The organism is Geopsychrobacter electrodiphilus DSM 16401, assembly GCF_000384395.1.
GTDB lineage: Bacteria > Desulfobacterota > Desulfuromonadia > Desulfuromonadales > Geopsychrobacteraceae > Geopsychrobacter > Geopsychrobacter electrodiphilus.
Window position 1 is genome coordinate 3,005,648 of sequence record NZ_ARWE01000001.1, and the last position, 14,680, is coordinate 3,020,327.

Annotated in this window: 12 protein-coding genes; 6 read left to right on the forward strand and 6 right to left on the reverse strand. The window is 55.9% G+C overall.

The window, feature by feature from the left end:
• Position 1 precedes the first annotated feature (1 nt).
• Genes D888_RS0114270 through D888_RS0114280 form a run of 3 tightly spaced genes read left to right on the forward strand, consistent with a single transcriptional unit; the run spans position 2 to position 3,137 of the window.
• Positions 2–1,180, forward strand: coding sequence for an efflux RND transporter periplasmic adaptor subunit (locus tag D888_RS0114270; RefSeq protein ID WP_020677244.1), 1,179 nt, complete (start codon positions 2–4; stop codon positions 1,178–1,180).
• Entirely contained in the window at positions 1,177–1,923 is a 747-nt protein-coding gene (locus D888_RS0114275; protein ID WP_020677245.1) for an ABC transporter ATP-binding protein, read from the forward strand. The genes D888_RS0114270 and D888_RS0114275 overlap by 4 nt, the downstream gene beginning before the upstream one ends.
• A complete protein-coding gene (locus D888_RS0114280; RefSeq protein ID WP_020677246.1) occupies positions 1,920–3,137 on the forward strand; it encodes an ABC transporter permease in 1,218 nt (405 codons plus the stop codon). Before D888_RS0114275 ends, D888_RS0114280 begins: the two co-directional genes overlap by 4 nt.
• A gap of 27 nt (positions 3,138–3,164) precedes the next feature.
• On the opposite strand, the gene D888_RS0114285 is transcribed toward D888_RS0114280, so the two are convergent.
• Positions 3,165–3,689 (reverse strand): nitroreductase family protein, encoded by a 525-nt coding sequence (locus tag D888_RS0114285; RefSeq protein WP_020677247.1) that lies wholly within the window; start codon positions 3,687–3,689, stop codon positions 3,165–3,167.
• A 258-nt stretch (positions 3,690–3,947) separates the two neighbouring features.
• Here D888_RS0114285 and D888_RS0114290 point away from each other — a divergent pair, with 258 nt between their 5' ends.
• Complete coding sequence (locus D888_RS0114290; RefSeq protein ID WP_020677248.1) at positions 3,948–4,520, forward strand: sterol desaturase family protein; 573 nt, start codon at positions 3,948–3,950, stop codon at positions 4,518–4,520.
• A 247-nt stretch (positions 4,521–4,767) separates the two neighbouring features.
• Here the strand turns inward: D888_RS0114290 and D888_RS0114295 are convergent, their stop codons facing one another.
• From D888_RS0114295 to D888_RS0114315, 5 genes are all read right to left on the reverse strand, one after another.
• Entirely contained in the window at positions 4,768–5,418 is a 651-nt protein-coding gene (locus tag D888_RS0114295; RefSeq protein ID WP_020677249.1) for a response regulator, read from the reverse strand.
• Complete coding sequence (locus tag D888_RS0114300; protein ID WP_020677250.1) at positions 5,415–6,821, reverse strand: sensor histidine kinase; 1,407 nt, start codon at positions 6,819–6,821, stop codon at positions 5,415–5,417. Before D888_RS0114300 ends, D888_RS0114295 begins: the two co-directional genes overlap by 4 nt.
• 291 nt (positions 6,822–7,112) lie before the next feature.
• Positions 7,113–9,161, reverse strand: coding sequence for a cytochrome c3 family protein (locus D888_RS0114305; protein WP_020677251.1), 2,049 nt, complete (start codon positions 9,159–9,161; stop codon positions 7,113–7,115).
• A 326-nt stretch (positions 9,162–9,487) separates the two neighbouring features.
• Positions 9,488–10,450, reverse strand: coding sequence for a tRNA dihydrouridine synthase (locus D888_RS0114310; RefSeq protein ID WP_245555015.1), 963 nt, complete (start codon positions 10,448–10,450; stop codon positions 9,488–9,490).
• Positions 10,419–11,411 carry a sensor domain-containing diguanylate cyclase gene (locus D888_RS0114315; protein WP_020677253.1) on the reverse strand — a complete coding sequence of 331 codons (993 nt, stop codon included), beginning with the start codon at positions 11,409–11,411 and terminating at the stop codon, positions 10,419–10,421. Before D888_RS0114315 ends, D888_RS0114310 begins: the two co-directional genes overlap by 32 nt.
• 155 nt (positions 11,412–11,566) lie before the next feature.
• On the opposite strand from D888_RS0114315, the gene D888_RS21800 reads away from it, so the two are divergent.
• Together D888_RS21800 and D888_RS21805 are read left to right on the forward strand one after the other, a co-directional pair.
• Entirely contained in the window at positions 11,567–13,942 is a 2,376-nt protein-coding gene (locus tag D888_RS21800; protein WP_020677254.1) for a CHASE2 domain-containing serine/threonine-protein kinase, read from the forward strand.
• Complete coding sequence (locus tag D888_RS21805) at positions 13,939–14,664, forward strand: Stp1/IreP family PP2C-type Ser/Thr phosphatase (protein ID WP_020677255.1); 726 nt, start codon at positions 13,939–13,941, stop codon at positions 14,662–14,664. Before D888_RS21800 ends, D888_RS21805 begins: the two co-directional genes overlap by 4 nt.
• Positions 14,665–14,680: the final 16 nt, after the last annotated feature.

Below are 14,680 nucleotides of genomic sequence, written 5' to 3' on the forward strand. Positions count from 1 at the left end.
CATGAAGCATCCACGACTTTTCTGGGGCGGTTTGACCCTTCTGCTGTTGCTGTTGATTGCCGGCACGCTGATGTTTTTCACCGATGGCATGGGCAGCGACCCGGCAAGCAAAACCTATGTGAGCACCCCCGTTCGCCGTGGCGTTTTTGAACGTACGGTCTCGAGCACCGGCACCCTGGCGGCGGTTGAAACCGTAACCGTCGGCACCGAAGTCTCGGGGACCATCGACCAGGTGCGGGTTGATTTTAATGACCATGTTAAAAAGGGCGAGGTGCTGGCGACCCTCAAACCCGACCTTTTTAACGCGGCCGTGGCCGATGCCCGGGCGACCGTAGACAAAGCCACCGCCGATCTGGCTCAGGCTGAGCGCGAGCTGGAACGCAACCAGCCGCTCTTTGCCCAGGGCTACCTTTCAGAACAAGAAATTCTGCCGCTGCGCTACAACGTCGATCGCGGCCGCGCCAGCCTCGCCTCTGCCCAGGCCAGCCTGTCCCGCGCGAGCATCAACCAGCGCAACTCTACCATCCGCTCCCCCATCGCCGGCACCGTCATCCAACGCAGCGTCGACGCAGGTCAGACCGTCGCCGCCAGCCTCAACACACCGACCCTGTTCATTATCGCGCGCGACTTGAGCCGCATGCAGATCGAGGCCGATGTCGACGAGACCGACATCGGCCAGATTCACCCCGACCAGGCTGTCCGTTTCAGCGTGCAGAGCTACCCCGAGCGCAACTTCACCGGACGCGTCCGGCAGGTCAGGTTGCAATCGAAAACTGTACAGAGCGTCGTCACCTACACCGTGATCGTCAGCGCGGACAACCCCGATCGCCTGCTTCTGCCAGGGATGACCGCGACCGTCGATTTCGTCGTCGAACATCTTGACGACAGCCTGCTGGTTCCAACTTCAGCCCTGCGCTTCGCCCCGGAAGAGAAGAAGCCCGGCACGCCCCGGAAAAAGCGCGTTGAAACTGACAACCAGCGCGTGTATCGCCTGCAAGGCACCGCACAACTAGAACCGGTCAAGGTGAAGTTAATCAGCAGCGATGGGCAGCATGCGGCGGTGAGCAGCGAAGAGCTAAAAGTGGGAGATCTGATCGTGACGGCTCTGGGACAGGAAGATAAAACCAGCAAGAAGAGTTTTTCGCTGTTCGGCGCGATGCGCGGCAAGCCAAAACGATGAGCGCCGTCTGCCTTCAGGTACGTGATCTGACCAAGGTCTTCGATCTGGGTCAAGTCCAGGTTCATGCCCTGCGCGGGGTGACGCTGCAGATTGAGCAAGGGGAGTTTGTCGCCGTGATGGGCACCTCGGGGAGTGGCAAGTCGACGCTGATGAACATTCTGGGTTGTCTCGACCGACCGACGGGCGGTGACTATCAGCTCGAGGGGGTTGCGGTCGGCACGCTGCCACCCAACGCGCTGGCCAACATCCGCAACGAGAAGATCGGCTTTGTGTTTCAGGGGTTCAACCTGCTGGCCCGCACCACGGCCCTTGAGAACGTTGAACTTCCGCTGCTTTATGATCGCCGCCACCGCATCGAGAATCCCCACGAAAGTGCCCGCCTGGCCCTGACGCGCGTCGGCCTGGGTGATCGCCTCGATCATGTCCCCAACCAGCTCAGTGGCGGTCAACAGCAGCGCGTCGCTATCGCCCGCGCGCTGGTCACGCGGCCGGCCATCATCCTGGCCGATGAACCGACCGGCAACCTGGACAGCCACACCACCCTCGAAGTGCTGAAGGTCTTTCAGCAGCTCAACGCCGAGGGGATGACGATTGTGCTGGTCACCCACGAGACCGAGGTCGCGAGCTACTGCAGCCGGATTATCGAACTGCGTGACGGCCAGGTGCGACGTGACCAGGCAGTAGCCGCGCCACGCGATGCAGCAACCGATCTGGAAGCAAGGCAGCAGGAGCAGCCGGCATGAAATGGCTCAAACTCATCCAGGTGGCATTGCACAGCATCGCGCGCAATAAGATGCGCTCTCTGCTGACCATGCTCGGAATCATTATCGGGGTCGGTTCGGTGATCGCTTTGGTCGCTCTGGGAGAAGGTTCGTCCAAGGATATTGAGGCCCAGGTCGCGACCCTCGGCACCAACCTGTTGATGGTCCGCTCCGGCAGTAGCCGAGTTGGCGGGGCCCGTGGCGGAGCCGGCAGCCTTGATACCCTCACCATGGCCGACGTCTCGCGCCTGCGCACCAACGCCAGCCTGCTGCAGGGGGTCTCACCTGAGATCCGCGTCACTGCCCAGGTGGTAGCCAGTAACCGCAACTGGAACACCACCGCCATCGGCGTCGCCCCCGAGTATCTGTCGATCCGCAATTACCAGGTAAAAAGCGGCGACAGCTTCGGCGAACGCGAAGTGCGGACTCGGGCCAAGGTGGCGCTGATCGGGACAACCCTGGTGCGCGAACTGTTCGCCGGCGCAGACCCTATCGGCGCCTCAATCCGCATCCGCAACGTGCCGTTTAAAGTGATCGGGGTGCTGGCGAGCAAAGGACAGTCCGCCTTCGGCAGCGATCAGGACGATATCATTCTCGCCCCATCGACCACGATTCTCTATCGCCTCAGCGACGGCAAGACGGTGCGCTCCATCGTGGCCAGTGCCACCAGTCCCGAAACCATGGAGGCTGCCAAAGAGCAGATCGGCCAGATCCTGCGCGAAGACCATCGCATCCCGTCTGGTGGCATCGATGACTTTCATATCAACGATCAGAGCGAAATCAACCAGATGGCAACCCGCATCACCGGCACATTAACCCTGCTGCTCTCGGCCATCGCGGCGGTGTCACTGCTGGTGGGGGGGATAGGTATCATGAATATCATGCTGGTTTCGGTGACCGAGCGCACCCGCGAGATCGGCATCCGGCTCGCCATTGGCGCCCGCCCGCGCGATATCCTCGCCCAGTTCCTGATCGAGGCGGCGATTCTCAGTCTGCTGGGCGGGATCATCGGAATTGCAGGAGGGCTGGGGACCGCCTGGGGGGTCGGCAGCATGCTCGGCATCAGCAGCGTCATCAACCCGAGCGTGATCGTGGTCGCGGTGCTGTTTACCGGTGCCGTCGGGATTTTCTTCGGTTTTTATCCCGCCCGCAAGGCGGCCAACCTTAACCCGATCGACGCTTTACGCTATGAATAGCCAGCCCTGCCGTACGCGACCAATGTCTCAGCCGCCGAAGCGGTTATGATGCAATTTATCCCAGGGCAGCGCATCAAACTCATGCCCCTTCGGCGTTTCGACAGGATAACCAAACCCGATGATGATCGGCACCTCTAATCCGGCGGGAATCTTCAACAACTTCCGCACATACTCTCCCGCCGAGCAGCTCTCATCGTGGGCGCGCAAACGTAACTGTCCCCAGCAGCTTTTCAACCCCAGGCTCTCCGCCGCGTACTGTGCGGTGATTCCGGCAATCGCACAATCCTCGACCCAGACATCGCTCGCCGCCGGATCGGCAACGATCACCAGCGCCAGTTGAGCCGACTGCATGAAACGCGTACCGTGTGCCTTGCTCACGGCCAGTTGTTCGATCAACGCCTTCTCTTCGACGAAGATGAACTGCCAGGGACGGTTGTTGCGGGAGGTTGGCGCACGCAAAATCGCTTCACGCAGGGTTTCGAGGGTATCTGGCCTAATGGGAGCGTTGGTAAAGTCACGGACACTGCGGCGCTGACGTAAAATATTGAGCATGCTCGTATCTCCTCATGAAATATTTTAACTATTAATCATGCCATAATATCTGGCCCTTGGAAATTCGATACGGAGTGGCCTGTTCATGGTGATATCAGATACCAGAATCCAGAGCAAAAGCCAACGACAGGCTTGCCCCGCGTTGATTTTCCTTGTCCTGGCCAAGGTTGGCTGCGATGTCCGTAGATTCCAATCCTAGGATAATGCTAGTCTGCGAATAAAATGTTCTGAGAGGTAACCTCAATGCAGGAGCAAGGAATGCGGCGACTGACCAATGCCACGCTGGACAACATTTTAAAGATGTCACAGACACCAGCTAATTACTGGGGTGAATTTATTCTCGATATCCCCGTTGGGATTTTTCTGATCTATGAAGGTTCACAAAATGCCGACAGTCATCCGGTACAAGTCATTGTGACCATCTTGATCGGGTTATTTTTGTTCAGCTTTATCGAGTATTTCTTCCACCGTTGGCTGTTTCATGGCTCGATGCGCATCATGGTGGAGGGACATAGTGAACACCACGCGAACCCGTTAGGTTATTCCGGACTACCATTCTTCCTGCCGGCTCTGGTGTTGATGGGACTGGTAGGGGTCTTTATGTTGCTGCTGCCAATGAACTACTCGTTCCTGTTGGTGGGGACCATAGCCTTGGGCTACGTCGCCTACGGACTCAGCCACTTCATCATTCATCACTTCCGTTTTCGGCCTGGTCTGGCTCGACGCTGGGCGGCCAATCATCATATTCATCACTTCCACCCCGAGACAAACTTTGGCGTGACAACTCCGCTATGGGATATCGTGTTCAAGACACTGTATGTGCGTAAATAACACCCGTAGAAGAGGGTTGTTCGTCTGGAGATAATCAAAGAAACGCCAAAGCAGGAGAGCGAACGGACGGCTAAGGACCGGGCGGAGAACTCCAAAAACCAGATCCGGATGAATGAAATAGTTACATAATTCCGGTAATTCCAGTGTCATCCATAGGACTGGATCGCAGAGAGAGGTAAAGCTATCAAGCAACAACGTCCCTTAATACCTTTGGCCTTTGATTGGGCTATTTAACTCCGCAGTAGGATCAACTCGTCAGGTTGTTAATCACAAAATTCATGCACTGTGACACCTTTTCACCTTCGGTCGTCAGACAGTAAAACCGCTGATCATCCTGATCAATCAAACCGTTTTCTTTAAGCACTTTTAAATGAAAATTAACCTTGGTGTGGTCGTCGATACCCAGCCCCCGGGTCACGTCCATGAAGCGGAGTCTGGCATTGGCAACAAGCAATTGCAAAATTTGCCTGCGAATTGGGTTGGCGAGGGAGTTGAAAGTCCCGTCCATATTCAGGGTCATCTGGCAGGCTTTGAATTTTGCCTCTTCGAGGACTCGCCTCAAGGTTGTCAAAAGGTCAGCCGACTTGAAGGGCTTGGTCAGATAATCATCGGCTCCTCGGCGCATCGCCTCAACGGCATTCTCAACGGTCGAAAAGGCTGTCATCAGCACCACCCTGATCTGCGGCTTTTGTCGATGCAGCAACATGAGAGTTTCCATCCCACTGAGGCCGGGCATAATCAGATCCAGCAACATGAGATCAAAATCCTTGTCCTTTACGATCTCAAGCGCCTCGGTGCCATTCTTTGCGAGAGTAACTTCATATTTATCACCTGCAAGAACCTCTTGCAGGTTTTCGCGCAACTCTTGATCGTCATCTACAACGAGTATGCTGTTCATTGAAGTGATCTTTCTGGCAAGGGGAAGAGAAGTCTGATTGCCGTTCCCTCACCCATCCTGCTGTTGATAAGAATTTCACCGCCATGCAACTCCATAATACCAAAACATATGGCCAACCCAAGTCCGGTCCCTTTCCCCGGCTCCTTTGTCGTAAAAAATGGGTCGAAGACAAACTTCATATCTTCTTCGCGGACACCGGTGCCCTGATCCTGGATCATGCAACAGAGGTTAAGGCCCTCGACCCGGGTCATCACCTCAATCCTGCCACCCTGTGGTGTCGCTTCCATAGCATTCATCAGCAGGTTCAGAATAACCTCTTCAACCTTCCAGGGGATGCCATTAATGTCGGGGATATCATCAAGGTCGAGGTGGAAATCGTAGAAATTCTGGCGGCTGCCAATCAACTCGAAAGTCTTCTGAATTATCTCATTCAGATCAATCGGTTCCAGTTCTGTTTCCCGATTGTGTGAGAAAAACAAAAGTTCACTGGCAATTTTGGCTGCCCTTTCATTGTTACGCTTGATCGCATCAAGCTTAACAATGCAGGTGTGGTCCAACTGATTTTGTTTTTGCAGATATTTCTCCAGTAATTCAACATTGATCAGTACATTTGCCAGAGGATTGTTAATTTCATGAGCAATACCGGCAGAAAGTTTCCCCAAAGAGACCATCTTTTCACTTTGCGCAAAACGTTTGAGACTTGCTTCGATTTTAGCCTTTCGCTCAACATCAAATATCTGTAACGCACGCATAATACAGTGCAACACCAGGAAGGCCGCAAAGGCTCGGTAGATTTCTATGGGAGCCCCGAAAACGTTTGCCCCGGAGGGAAACGCCCCCGCAAAAACCCCGTACAACATAATTGCAAATCCTGCAAGTTTGAGATTTCGTGCTCCGTGCCGGCTCAGAGATTCGACAGTTGCAGCATAGCGAACGAATCCGTACCCGGCGATTGCAGCCCCGGGAAGGGCTATAAAATTACGTACATAAAGTTCGTATTGAAACAGATCACCATACAAAGAAAGATTGATGATTGGACCGACGGCCAGAACAACGACCAACGCGATGAGAATCGCCCCGATCGTGCGGGTAATCTTGTTCAGCAACAATAATGCGAGGCCAAACCAAAGTAAAAGACCATATGAAAGCCCAAGGAGAAGGAGTTTAGCGAGCTCCCAATCGAGAGAATATGCCCCCTGGAAATGCGCATAATTCATACCCAAGAAGAGTTCAAGCCATTCGCTCAGGCCATGAGCATAGGCAAACAGCGCAAAGATCCACAATACCCGGGCCACTTTCAGGTCACTGAGGCGCAGGTCCCTTGATGTGATCGCTGATCCGATGGTGAAGAACACCAGCCCATAGAACAGATAAAGAACAAAAAAACCTGTTTCAGCAATCATTGCGTTACCACCATCCTGTCACTTCTACCAAAAAGTCCGGTCGGCTACTGCCGATACCAATGAAATATAAAGCTTCAATATTGACAATCCAGCTAAAACTTCACCTGTTTGCACCGAACCAGAATCCCGCCACAGTATGAGCACCCTAATCCCCGCAGCCAGCTAAAATGAAAACCGACCCATTAGACCCATTGTCTTTTCAAATTTAACCTGTTACGGCCAAAAAAGCGCCCCCGGAAAACCGGGGGCGCTTTTTTATGGCTGGGGAGAGATTCTCCCCCACCGCATTACCTACATTGCACTAAGACTATGACATACGCCACAGGTGTTTATGTAAGGCACCGGCATCGGATTAGTTGACGAAGTAGCGTTTTTCAGAGGGACATCCAGACGATGCGAGCTGATGTCATTCTGATAGTAAGTCACACCAGAGATGCCGCCGACTTTGCCGACCGTCTGACCAGCGCCAGACTTTGCCGTTTTGGTGAAGTGACAATCGATACACTTGGTACCTGCGCCCATCGAGGCGCCAGTCTTGGCAGTCATGTGAGCAACCACATCGGCCTTGGCCGCGTGACAGCTGATACACAAGCTGTTATCCGAAGTGCCGTTCAGTTGGTGACGATCGGTTCCCGGCGCGTGAATATCATGACAATCGGTGCAGGTCTTGAGCGCACTGCCATTGCGATATTTTACGGACTGAATGAAATCCGTGTACTGCTGATGGTGAGATTTTGAATGCAACCCGTCGGCCCACATGTCACTTGCCTTAGCATCATGACGATCGGTATTGTTGGCCAGATAAGAGGCCCGACTGCTGCCTGCGTGCAACATCTCGTTATTTACATCCAACGGTTGGTCAGTATGGGTACCGAAGCTATTATTGCCCTCAGGCCGGCTATGACAACGGCCGCAGAGCATGGAAGCCCGTTCAACCGGAAGATTTTGCGGGGTGACGATGGCGACGCCAAGACCGTTGGCGGCCTGATGGTCAGAACCCGGGCCGTGGCAGGATTCACAGCCGACGTTCATCTCTTCGTTGACACCAGATATCGGGTTCAGAGTGCCGTTGACATCGGCAACGGCCGTGGCGCTGAATTCGCTGGTCGTCGAGTTTTGAACAACCTGATAGCCGTTGAAGTGACAGGATGCGCAGTTGATATCAAAACTCTTTGACGCTGCGGGCAGGTCCTTAAAAAGATTATTGGTTGCAACCGCAGTGTCGAAGGTCATCCAGAAATCCAGATGATAATCACGAAAGATCTTACGGGTTCTGTCAGTCGCAGCATCATCACCCGACGCATTGTACTGTACCGGAAGGATATAGAGACTTTCACTGGCACCAAACGAAGACATGTAGCGCTGTTTGTAAACGCCGCCACCGTAGTTCATAAGAACTTCGCGGATCATCCCGCTTTTCGGATCGGCAGGGTTGATGACGTTGGTGAACTGCATTTTATATTTACTATCAACGCTGTCCTTGTAGACACGAACCGTCGCATAGATAGTTCCTGTCGCGGGGGCAGTCGTCTGCGTTTTAAATTTGTCGAATCCACGGGTGGTATCAGGGTCAGAGTACCAGATGGTCGTCCCGCCCGTAGTGGACGTACCTGCGGTAAACTTGTCCAGCCCCGCCATATAATTGTAAACCCCGGCAGTCGGACCGAACTCGGTCAGATCTTGAAGACCACTCGGAACCCCTGCCTGCATGATGCCGTGCTTGTGGGCGGTTTGCTTGATCGTGGCATAGGTCGAATGACAGCCCAGACAGGCGCTGGAACCGATATAGGTTGCCGTCGCGGAGGGGCTGGTCGAAATCTCAACGGTTGTCACGTTATTGTCCAGAGATGCCCCTGTGACCAGGTTACGGCACAGGCTGCCGCCTGGCAGGTGAACCGAATCAGTCGTTGCAGGGGTAACGTAGATAAAATACATATCCGCAGCACCAACGGGTAGCCCGGAAAGGAGTGCTTTGCCGGTGGCGTCGGTTGTGCCCGAAACGTAAGTTGTTACACCACTCCCAGCAGGGGTAAAGTTACCGTTGATCAAATCCTCAAGTGGCTCATCGACGTTCTGGGACGCTGCTGTATAGTTGCCATCTGTCCCCAAAGTAATTGGCTCAGCGGCAATAGCCGTAACGTCTGCCGCCGGGATGGCGTAGACTGTGGCCCCTACAACGGCGTCTCCTGCGGTATCTGTTACCTGAACCGTCGGCTCAATCGTGACCGCCGGCACGATCGGGTCGGATGAGCTGGAGCCGCAACCGGCCAGCATATACGTCGCCACTGTGGCCAACGCCAGATACGTTAAAATTCTCCACATTTTCCTTTGTTTCAGCATGGAACCTCCTGATTCGTTGCGGGGTTGAAGCCTTCTTGGCCTGTTATTGCCTCTAAACATTATTGGTTCTAAAATTCTGTTCACTATCCACCCGCTCTTTAAACAAGTTCCAGATAAATTAAATAAAATCCAGCGGCGCGCTGTGAAGAAAACTTCACAACTCTTTTAAGGACAGCGGCAATGAGGCGATCGGAAGGATTACGCCATAAACAGGGAATCAGGGCTGGGACTCTGCCGGGATACATAAGAAAGGGGTCAAGAAAGGAAGTCTGCCGTTGGTATTTTCTGGCCGACTATTGCAAGACCTAAGGGTAGGAAGAGGGAATTTAAACGTCCTGCAACAGAAGGCGAAATTTATCCAGACTCTGCGCCCGCTTCATCTTCCCCAACACCCGCTGGCGCGCCGGATCGGGGATGAAATTGAGCAGATCCTTGAGCTTCATCAACGCCTGGCGCTCGCCACAGAACTGTTCAAGATAGGCCGGAATGAGAGCGGCAATGTAACCCTGCAGCTGTCTGCTCCGCTCTTCAGCGGTCAGAGGTTCGAGCCGTTCTGCACGTAACCGGGTGAACAGAAAGGGATCGGCCAGCGCGCCACGACCCAGCATCAGGCCTGAGATCCCCGGGATCTGCAGCAGCTTCAGGCCGGTGGCGACATCGTTGATATCGCCGTTGGCGACAAGGGGCAGTGGGCACTTTGCCGCAACCTCAGCGGTCAGCTCGTGATCGGCGTGGCCGGTGTAACGCTGCTCGACGGTGCGCGGATGCAGAATCAGCCAGTCGACCCCGCAGTCTTCAAACACCGGCAGCAACTCGAAGATCTGACGCGGATCATCGTAGCCGGCGCGGCACTTAATAGAAAAATCTCCCTTGATCTGCGCACGCAGGCGTTGCAGCAGCGCCGCCAGCTTGAGCGGCTCACGAAGCAGCTCACCGCCGGTCGCGCCGCTCAGCATCCGGCCGTAGGGGCAACCGAGGTTCAGGTTAAGATGCCGGGCTCCGGCCATCTCCAGCCCCTCGGCCGCTTCACACAGCGGCTCTGCGCCGTGACCGATCATCTGCACCACCAGCGGGGTTTCCCCGCCGTGGCTGCTGACCTCGGCCAGATCACTGCGCGTCACGCGCTTGCGACTGCGGGTCTGCACCCGCACAAACTCGGTAAAAACCATATCGGGCGCGACCTGGTTGATAAACCACTGGCGCAGCACGCGGTTAGTCAGCCCCTGCATCGGCGCCAGCATCAGGAGTGGCTTTTGGCTAAAGAGTTTTTTTGCGGCGTTTGGCTTCATAGAGACGACTATCGGCAAGTTTAAGCAGGTCAGTGGGATGCGCTCTTTCGTTGGATGACGCGGTGCCATAACTGATGCGCGCTTCGAGGCTCTGCCCCTTGAACTGCAGCGGGTGTTTAAGAAATTCGGTCTCCATCCGCCCCAGCAAGCCTTCGGCCGCGGCGCGATCGGTCTGCGGCAGCAGCAGCACAAATTCATCCCCCGCCAGGCGGGTGGTCAGATCGGTCTGGCGGCTCATCTTTTTCAGACCCTCGGCCAGATACTGCAACAGGGCGTCGCCGTAATCATGGCCGTGTGTATCATTGACCAGCTTGAAGCGATCGAGATCGACAAAAGCGACGCTCATTTCACCGCCATAGCGTTTGATCCGCGCCAGTTCGGTGGTCAGAAAACGTTCCATGGCCCGCCGGTTGGGAAGTGAGGTCAAGGGATCATGGTAGGCCAGTTGGCGCAGCTGTTCGTGAGCAATCACGTTCGACAGGCCGAGGGACAGCTTGACCGCCAGACGTTCGAGATAGACCGGATTGTAGTTCGGGTTGAAGCGCTGCGGATCGGGATCCGCCTGATTGAGACTCCCGACCAGCTCGCCATCGAGATGCAGGGGGACCAGCGCCAGCGACTGAAAATGCTCACGCCGCGCCGCCGGCAGCAGCTTGAAATAAGGACTGAGATTTTCATTGACCACCAGCGGCCTCTCAGGCTGCGGCAGCAGCTCCTCAAAGCTTTCACGCCTGACCAAAGGCGCATCCGACTTGCCGCGCACAAAGCGCGCCGCGCCGGAATCTTCAATAAATGACAACCAGCAATGTGGTACCTTAAACAGCTCGGCAACCTGCCGCGGCAAGGCCCGGCAGAAGGTCTCAACATCGAGGATTTTGAGAATTTCGAGATCGAGCGCATAGAACTTTTCGGCCAGTTCTTCATGCTCATGAAAGCGTTCGATGAGTGAAAGTTTGTGCATCAGTACCTCATGACTGAAATAAGCTGCAGAAGTACCACAGTCCAGCCCGAAAAACCATGCTTTGACACCCCACCACCAGGAAGAGAAAAATGTCCCGCTCCGACTGGTTTTGACGTATGATAAACGCCGTCCACCCCCCCCAGCGGGAGATCAGCATGCGTCTTTTCAGTCGAATCATCTTCAGCAACCCGGTTCTCGGCCTGCTCCTCACGCTGGTGATTTTTGTCGCCTCGCAGGTCGGTTGTCCCCCGCTGCAGGTGCTGGATCAACAAATCTTTGACCAGCTGATTGCCCTGCGCAAGCCGGCCAACTCCGACAACCTGGTGATGGTCGCCATCGACCTCAAAAGCCGCCAGCAACTGGGCGATACCCCCTGGTCGCGTCACCAGCTGGCGAAACTGCTGAACGCCGTAGAGGAACAACACCCGGCCGCCATCGGCCTCATTTCCCCGCTGAGTTTCGCTTCAAGCGACCCGACGGCCGATCAGGAACTGATCGCGAACGCCCGCAATCTGGTCGTCAGAGTCGAGGACCTGCAGGGAATTTCCGCCGGCAACACGCCTTATTTCAAAAGCCATTCACTGCCGCGCATCACCCAGTTGCCCACCGCGCGCGAACTGCTGCTCAATCAGCAGAATCCGCTCCGCCGCTACCTGTCGCAGCCACCCTCCCCGCTGCTGCTGCCGCCACTTCGAGGGTTACAGGATCGGGCTTTAGCCGGGCCACTTATTTTACACCCGGATAAAGATGGCGTGCTACGACGTCTGCCGCTCCTCGTCCCCTGGCAAGATCGCCTGGTGCCGTCGCTGCCGTTGCAGCTGATTCTCATGACCACAGGCGAACGACTGCAGGATCTCAGCTACGGCCCGCTCGAATTTCCGGGACGCCTCAGCCTCGGCAAGCTGCGCCTCGACCTCGGCCCGGGGTATCAACTGCTGCTTGATCGGTCCGGCCGAGCGCCGGCCTTTCAGGCGATTTCGGCCAGCGATCTGCTACAGCAAAAAGTTCCGCCAAGGACCCTGCGCAACCGTATTGTCCTGATCGGCGAAAGCGACGCTCAAGCACAACCGGCTGGAAGGCTCGGAGCGCTTGAAGCGGCAACTCTGGCGACTATCAGCCTGCTCAACGGCACGCCACTGCATCAACCTGCCTGGGGCTGGTTGCTTGAGAGCCTGGTACTGCTCTACTTCGGGCTGTTCTGTTTTCTGCTCCTGCCCCGTCTTTCGACCCGCTTCGGGCTTTTAAGCCTGTTGTTTTTTCTGTTGACCTGGGTTATCGGCGCTGCCGCGACCCTGGTGATCAGCGGGCTCTGGCTACAGGTCGCCCCGGCCATAGTTCTCTCGCTGCTCGGTTTTCTGCTGGTGCACTACAAGAAGTTGCGACATAACCTGACAACCTCGGTCGCCGAGAGCGACAAAATGCTCGGGCGATCCTTTCAGGAACAGGGGATGCTCGACCTGGCGCTGGACCGCTATCTGCGTTGCCCGCCCGGGTACAGGGGCATGAAAGAGCTGCTCTACAGCCTCGGCCTCGACTTCGAACGCAAGCGGATGCCGCACAAGGCGCTGACGGTCTATCTGCACCTGCAGAAAGCCGGGAGTTTTCGCGATCTCAAGCAGCGCATCCGGCAACTCAGGGATAACGTTCAGACCCTGGTTATGCCTGCCGCAAATGGCACCATGGTAATCAGCAAGTCGGGCGAAAAACCGATGCTCGGCCGCTACCGCATTGAAAAAGTGCTCGGACAGGGTGCCATGGGTACCGTCTATCAGGGGGTCGATCCCAAAATCAATCGTCAGGTCGCGATCAAGACACTGGCCTATGAACAAATCGATCCGACAGAACTCGACGACGTCAAGGAGCGCTTCTTTCGCGAAGCCGAGGCCGCCGGCCGCCTTAACCATCCGAATATCGTCACGGTTTACGATGTCGGCGAGGAGGCCGATCTGGCCTACATGGCGATGGAACTGCTGGACGGCACCGACTTAAGTCAGTACTGCAGTAAGAAAAATCGCCTCTCAGCACGCAAGATTCTGGAGCTCGGCGCGCAGATTGCCGGAGCGCTCGACTACGCCCATCACCACGATGTCGTACATCGCGACATCAAACCGGCCAATATTATGCTCGGCAAGAACGGTCAGGTGAAGGTCGCCGATTTCGGCGTGGCGCGCATGGTATCGAGTTCGAAAACCGAAACCGGCATCATCCTCGGCACCCCGAGCTACATGTCACCCGAGCAGGTTGCGGGGAAACGGGTCGACGGGCGCTCCGATCTTTTCTCTCTGGGAGTGGTCTTTTATGAACTGTTCAGCGGCGCAAAACCCTTTGTCGGGGAAAACCTCACCGCCCTGATGTACAATATTTCCAACGCCAAATATCCTGACCTCCAGGATATCTGTCCCGACCTGCCGGACGACTGCTGCAGAATGGTCGACAAGTTGCTGAGCAAGTCGGCGAGCCGGCGCTACAAATCGGCTGATCTGCTCCAGCGTGAGCTCTTCGACCTGCTGGATACCATGGAGGGGAGATGAAACTGACCGCCTGCACCCTGACCGATGTCGGGCTGCGACGTACCAACAATGAAGATGCCGTCTTCGCCGATGCGGCCAACGGCCTGTTTGTCCTGGCCGACGGCATGGGTGGCCACGCCGCCGGCGAAGTGGCGAGCGCCATGGCGGTTGCAACCGTCTGCGACCAGTTCCCACCGCTCGCTCCACCCCCGGCGGACGCCACCGCCAGCCTGCAATCGGCCTTTCTCAACGCCAGCCGCAGCATTCGCCAGACCGCACTGCAGGATGAGTCCAAACGCGGTATGGGGACTACGCTTTCCGTTGTCTATATCGATGGCGAGACCGCTCAGATTGCCCATGTCGGCGACAGTCGCATCTATCGTCTGCGGGGTGCAGAGCTGAAGCAGCTGAGCATCGATCATTCTCTGGTGGCCGAACAGGTGCGGCTGGGGATCATCTCCATTGAGGAAGCGCGCAACTCGCAGATGCGTAACATTCTGCTGCAGGCCGTAGGGCTCGAGGAAAGCGTCGAGGTCTTCCTGGCGCGGCAGCTGTTACAAGCCGGAGATCTGTTGCTGCTCTGCAGTGACGGCCTCACCGACATGCTGGATGATACACAGATCCAGGCCCTGTTATGTCAAAAGCAGACACTCCAGAAAACCGCAGCACAGCTGGTTGAAGCGGCCAATCAGGCCGGTGGACGTGACAATATTTCGGTCATTGTGGTAAAAATCGAGGAGTAGAACCAGAAGGATTCAC